Genomic DNA, 6,141 nt, shown 5'->3' with positions numbered 1-6,141 from the left:
GGCGAGCAGGACGGCCGTGCAGGCCGTCGCGGCGAAGCGGGTGGACATGGCTTGCTCCCAGGTTCGGACGTCACGGGAGCCGGGAAAAAGAAAACGCCGGCTCCGCTCGAGGGGCGCCGGCCGCGATGGCAGGTCTTGGAGATCCCGTTTCCCTACGCCGGTACGACCCGGTTCAGGTTCGGAGGGTCTGTCTCAGGCCACGAGGGCCACCCCTAACGGTTGTGGCGCGAACGATAGACACGATCGTGATGCGCGTCAACCGATATCGCCGGATACCGTGCTCGTCAAAGCCGGCATCCTCGGATATAGTTGCTCCGGATCATTCATGAGTGAATACGGTTTTCCGGAATGGAACCGGTCATGCCACACCTGACCCTCATCCGCGACGCCCGCCTCTTCATGCGCCGCCCCGAGCTGCGCGACGAACTGTCCGACGCCCGCTACGCGCGCCACCTCGCCCCGTACGAGCTGCTGCGCGCGGCCTGCCCGGCAGACTACGTGATGCGACTGGGCCGGGCGCGGGTGACCGAGTTCCTGCCCGACGGACGCGAGGTGACGCGCGCGGTCCTGCAGTCCGGTTCGTGCTTCACGACCCGGGAGGAGGCGGGCGGCGGCGACTCCTCTTATCCTCTGGACCGTACGACCGTAATGGCCCTGGGCGACGCCGAGCTCTGGCGCCTGCCCGCGGGCACCTTCGACGAGCTGAACATCGGCTGATCCGGATGCAAGGAGATTCCATGCCCGCGCGAGCCAAGCGCCCCAACACGCCCCTGGTCCTCTGCATCCTCGACGGTTTCGGCTGGCGCGAGGGACCAGGCAGCGAGCGCGGCAACGCCATCGCCGCCGCGGCGCCCGCCTTCTATTACGGGCTGCTCGAACGCTACCCGCACACCCACTTGAAGTGCATGGGGCTGGAAGTGGGGCTGCCCGAGGGGCAGATGGGCAACAGCGAGGTGGGTCATCTGACGATCGGCTCCGGCCGCGTCATCGACCAGGACCTCAACCGCGTCACCCGCAGCCTCGAGAGCGGCGCCTTCGCGGAGCTGCCCGCCTGGCGCGCGTTCATCGACGGCCTGGCCGCGCACGGCGGCAAGCTGCACCTGCTGGGCCTCGTCTCGCCCGGCGGCGTCCACTCGCACACCGATCATCTCTACGGCATCGTGGCCCTGGCCCGCGACGCAGGCGTGCGGGACATCTGCATCCACGCCATCCTGGACGGGCGCGACACGGATCCCCTCGGCGGGCTGGGCTACGTGCGCGACCTGCAGGCCGAGCTGGACCGGCTGGGCGCGGGACGCGTGGTCTCGGTCTGCGGACGCTACTACGCCATGGACCGCGACAAGCGCTGGGATCGCGTCGAGAGGGCCTGGCGGGCCTATGTGCACGGCGAGGGGGAGACGGGCGCCGACGCGGAATCGATCATCCAGGCCTCGTACGACGCCGGCGTCACCGACGAGTTCGTCCTGCCCGCGCTGGTCGTGGACACGGGCGGCACGCCCCTGGCCGTCGTGGGCGACGGCGACGGCGTGTTCTTCTGGAACTTCCGCGCCGACCGCGCCCGGGAGCTGACCTGGGCCTTCAACAGCGACGATTTCGACGGTTTCACGCGGCCGGTGCGCCCGGACATCTCCTACCTCTGCCTCTCCATCTACGACGCGTCCATGGAACTGCCCGTGCTCTTCACCAAGGAGATCCACGCGAACATCCTGGCCGACGTCTTCGCCGCCGCCGGCCTCCGCAACCTGCGCACCGCCGAGACCGAGAAGTACGCCCACGTCACCTACTTCTTCAACGGCGGCCGCGAGGAGCCCTACGCGGGTGAGGATCGCGAGCTGATCCCGTCGCCCAAGGTCGCCACCTACGACCTGCAGCCCGAGATGAGCGCGCCCGCGGTTGCGCGGGTGGTTCTCGACGCCCTGGACACCGGCGAGCACGAGGTCATCGTGGTCAACTTCGCCAACGGCGACATGGTGGGGCACACGGGCGTCTTCGCGGCGGCGGTCGCCGCGGTGAAGACCCTCGACGGCCTGCTGTCGCGGATCGTGCCGAAGGCGCTCGAGAGGGGCGGGGTGATGCTGCTGACCGCCGACCACGGCAACTGCGACGAGATGATCGGCGCCGAGGGCCGCGTCCTGACCAACCACTCGCTCAACGACGTGCCCTTCGTGGTGGTCGGCGCGGACTACGCCGGCAGGGCCGACGCCCTGGGCGAGGGGCCCTTCGGCCTGCGCGACATCGCGCCGACCCTGCTGGACCTGCTCGGTCTGGACCGGCCCGCGGAGATGACCGGGCGGTCGATGATCGCCGGCAGCGCAAGAGATTCTCAGCCTTCGTAGCCCGATATCACATCCACAAAATATAAAAAAACGGTTGAGACGTAGACATCTATGGGGGTACGTGTTATGATACCGCAAACGCGGAGGCCAGAAAGCCTGATCCTTACTTCCACGGCTTCATAAACCGTAACTTGACAAAGGGATCCGTGATTCTGCCCAGTCCCTGCGCGGTTCTGGATGTCTGTCTGAAATCAGGGGAGAGAGGATAATGAAGAAATTCACTTACGGCGCACTCGCGCTCGTGTTCGTCGTGTCCAGCGCTGGGCTGGCGGCAGCCCAGACCATCGACGACATCCATGTCTACGATCCGGTCACCGGCGACCCGCTCAGCCCCTACGATGGCATGGTCGTCACCGTGGAAGGCCGGATCTTCGTGGTGAACAACACCTACAACGGCGGCACCCACTACATCCTGGACGACTCCGGCAACGGCATCAATTTCTACCTGCCGGGCGCCCCGCCGCTGAACTACGGCGATCGCATCCAGCTGGTCGGTCCCGTCCACGCCTATGCCGGCGAGATCGGCATCCAGACCCTCACCGGCGATCCGGCCACTCAGGTCAACCCCCTGGGCAGTGAGGCCCCGCCCACGCCGCAGGTCATGACCATCGCCGAGGTCCTCTACGGCGTCGGCGCCGAGAACGGGTACGAGAACGTCGGCAAGTTCGTCGACGTGACCGGCACCATCGCCACGCTTCCCGGCACGGCCTTCAACCACCAGTTCACCATGCACACGGGTACCGACACCATCGTCGTGTACATCGACGGCACCACCGGCATCGACGACACCGGCGTCGCCATCGGCGAGACCTTCCGCATCATCTCTCCCGTGGTGAAGTACAACGCGCTGATCGAGCTCAAGCCCCGGCGGCAGGCCGACCTCATCGAGGGCTCCGGCCCGGTCGTCGACAACGTCAACTGCAACGACTGGACCCCGCTGTCCGGCGACGCCATCACCGTGACGGCGACGATCACCGACGACGTGATGGTCACCGGCGCCACGCTTTACTTCCGCGACGACAGCGGCGACAGCACCGGCGTCTTCTCGTCCGCCGTCATGAGCACTGCGGGCGGCGACACCTGGTCCGGCGTCATCGCGGCGCCCCACAACGAGCGGCAGGTGGACTTCTACATCTCCGCGGACGACGGCGATCTCAACACGACCTTCTACCCGGCCAACGCGCCGGCCGGCTGGCTCGAGGTAGCCATCGGCTTCACGTCCATCTACGACGTACAGTACGCCGATCCCTCCCTGCCGGGACAGAACTCGGCCTACTACGGCCGCGTCGTCAACCTCACCGGCATCGTGACCGTCGGCACCGGCGACGCCGGCGCGGCGAGCAAGTTCCTCATGCAGGACGCCGCCGGCGCCTTCAACGGCATCCTGGTCTACGAGAGCTCGTCCGGCAACTACGTGCTGGCGGGCGACGAGGTCGAAGTCGGCGGCTACATCGACGATTACTACGGCCTGACCGAGATGGCCCCGCACAGCGCTTCGGCCGTGGAGATCCTCACCTTCTCCAACGACCTGTTTGCGCCCGCCAAGGTCCACTGTGGCATCCTCAACGATGACACGCTGGACGACGGCGACGACGTGTTCGGCGAGGCCTACGAGAGCGTGTGGGTCACCACCTTCGGCTCCACGGTGGTGGACACCGTCGGCGCCGATCAGTACAACACCTTCAAGATCTCGGATGCGCCGGGCGACACGCTGGTCGTAGACGCCATCGTCGATCTGATCTACGTGGCCCAGATGGGCGACGTGGTCGGCGTGACGGGCTTCATGGACTACGCATATGGCGTCTTCGAGTTGGTGCCGCTGCAGGACGAGGCCATCGTCGTCGCCAGCGCCACCGGCGTCGAGGACGAGCTGCCCCAGATCCTGCCTGCGGGCGGGTTCTCGCGCATCGCGCCCAACCCCTTCAACCCGAAGACGGAGATCCGCTTCGTGCTGACCCGCGACAACCTGACGCAGCTGAACATCTACAGCATCCGCGGCGAACTGGTCCGCACGCTGGCCAGCGGCAGGTTGGAGTCCGGCGAGCATATCGTCAATTGGGACGGCAACGACTTCTCCGGCCAGAAGGTGTCCAGCGGCACCTACTTCGCGCGCCTGCGCATCGGCAGCGAGGTCCTGCAGGTCCGCAAGCTGATGCTCGTGAAGTAGCATCGGCGGACGATCGAGTATTCAACAGCGAGGAGGCCCCGGCGACAGACCGGGGCCTTTCCTTGTCCATGGCCAGGGCCGCCGCCTGCCGCATGCACCTCCCCGATATTTGTTGTTTTGTGCCGATCGCGCCCTCCTCGCGGCGGGATCATTCTCCGTTTCGAATGATGTAGATGCATTGGGAACTTGACTTAGCTCGTACGTTTGATTAAAGTATTCGTTTGAATTTATGCTCTTCCAGTTCGAGACGATGCGAGGACACATGAGCGAGCCTACGACCAAGGAACGTCTGCTGGACGCGGCCGAAATCCTCTTCGCACAGAAGGGCTACGAGGCGGTCTCCATTCGCGAGATAGCCGGCGCCGCCGACGTGAACCTGGCCGCGGTCAATTATCATTTCCAGGGCAAGGAGAACCTCTACCGGGAAGTGCTGCGCCGCTTTCTCGCCCCCAAGCGCGAGAAGCTCCTGGCGGCCATCGCCTTGGTGGAGGCTGCGGACGACAGCCAGCCCAGGCTCGAGATGCTGATCCGCGCCTTCGTGGGCACCCATCTCGAGGACGCCCTGAACAGCCCGCGCGGCCTGCTCGGACTGCATCTGATGTCGCGGGAGATGGCGGAGCCCCGGCAGGGCGCCCGGGTGCTGGTCGAGGAACTGATCGGTCCGGTGCGGCGGCGGTTCCTGCTGCTGTTGCGCGAACTGCTGCCCGCCATGAGCGACGTTCGGCTCCAGATGATCATCGGCAGCATCGTCGGTCAGTTCGTCTACTATGCCATGCACTGGCACAACCAACGGAACATGCCGGGCACCGCTCAGGAAACGCCGCTGGCGTTCGTTTCCCTGGGGGACGGCATCGAGGAATACATCAGCAACGTGATCGAGCACGTGACCCGCTTCACGCTGGGCGGCATACGTGAGATCAGCGAAGGAGGCGACACGTGATCCGATCCGCAGCGGCCCTGGCCGCCCTGCTGGCCGTGACTGCCGGCTGCGCCGTGGGGCCCGACTACCAGCGGCCGGACGTGACCGCGATCCCCGGCCGCTTCGTCGAGGAGGACGCGGCGGCCGCCGCATCCTTGCCGGGCGCCGTCCACGGCTGGTGGAAGGACCTGGGCTCGCCCGAGCTCGACGCCCTGGTCGCCGAAGCCCTGGCCAACAATCCCGATGCCGCGGCCGCCGCGGCCCGCGTGATGTCGGCCCGCGCCCAGCTCGAAGGGGCGAACGCGAGCCGCCTGCCCTCGGTGGAGGTGGGCGGGACGGCCTCCCGCTCGCAGACGACCCGGGCCCGCTTCGGCGGCCAGGGGAGCTTCTACCAGAACTTCTATACGGCCTCGGCGACCGCCGCCTACGAGCTGGATCTCTGGGGCCGGCTCTCCAGGACGCGGCGCGCGGCCTGGTCCGCGGCCCTGGCCAGCGAGGCCGACCGGCGCACCGTGCAGCAGGCCCTGGTGGCCGACGTGGTGCGCGCCTGGCTGGCCGTGCGTGAAGCCACGGACCAGCTCGCCCTGAGCCGGGGAACCCTCGCCGCCTACGAGCGCAGCCGCGACATGGTGGCCGACCGCTACCTGGCGGGCGTGGTCCCGTCGGTCGACCTGCACCTGGCGCGCCAGAACGTCGCCGCCACCGGAGCGCTGGTCGCC

Annotated in this window: 5 protein-coding genes and 1 riboswitch; all 5 genes read left to right on the top strand. The window is 67.2% G+C overall.

The features are described 5' to 3' along the window. Window positions 1–132: 132 nt before the first annotated feature. A riboswitch (TPP riboswitch) is annotated at window positions 133–224 on the bottom strand. 136 nt (window positions 225–360) lie between these two features. Continuing rightward, complete coding sequence (locus KJ554_03490) at window positions 361–717, top strand: cyclic nucleotide-binding domain-containing protein (GenBank protein ID MBU0741402.1); 357 nt, start codon at window positions 361–363, stop codon at window positions 715–717. A 20-nt stretch (window positions 718–737) separates the two neighbouring features. Then, window positions 738–2,336 (top strand): 2,3-bisphosphoglycerate-independent phosphoglycerate mutase, encoded by a 1,599-nt coding sequence (gpmI, locus tag KJ554_03485; GenBank protein MBU0741401.1) that lies wholly within the window; start codon window positions 738–740, stop codon window positions 2,334–2,336. A 208-nt stretch (window positions 2,337–2,544) separates the two neighbouring features. After that, window positions 2,545–4,503 (top strand): T9SS type A sorting domain-containing protein, encoded by a 1,959-nt coding sequence (locus KJ554_03480; protein ID MBU0741400.1) that lies wholly within the window; start codon window positions 2,545–2,547, stop codon window positions 4,501–4,503. A 262-nt stretch (window positions 4,504–4,765) separates the two neighbouring features. Further along, window positions 4,766–5,443, top strand: a complete 678-nt coding sequence (locus KJ554_03475; protein MBU0741399.1) for a CerR family C-terminal domain-containing protein — start codon at window positions 4,766–4,768, stop codon at window positions 5,441–5,443. Further along, window positions 5,440–6,141: TolC family protein (locus KJ554_03470; GenBank protein ID MBU0741398.1), on the top strand; the 702-nt coding region annotated here is incomplete at its 3' end. The genes KJ554_03475 and KJ554_03470, both read left to right, overlap by 4 nt.

The sequence above is a fragment of the bacterium genome, from assembly GCA_018814885.1.
Taxonomy (GTDB): Bacteria; Krumholzibacteriota; Krumholzibacteriia; order LZORAL124-64-63; family LZORAL124-64-63; genus JAHIYU01.
The sequence above is the reverse complement of the archived record's forward strand: the minus strand, read 5'-3'. Positions and strand labels throughout refer to the sequence as shown.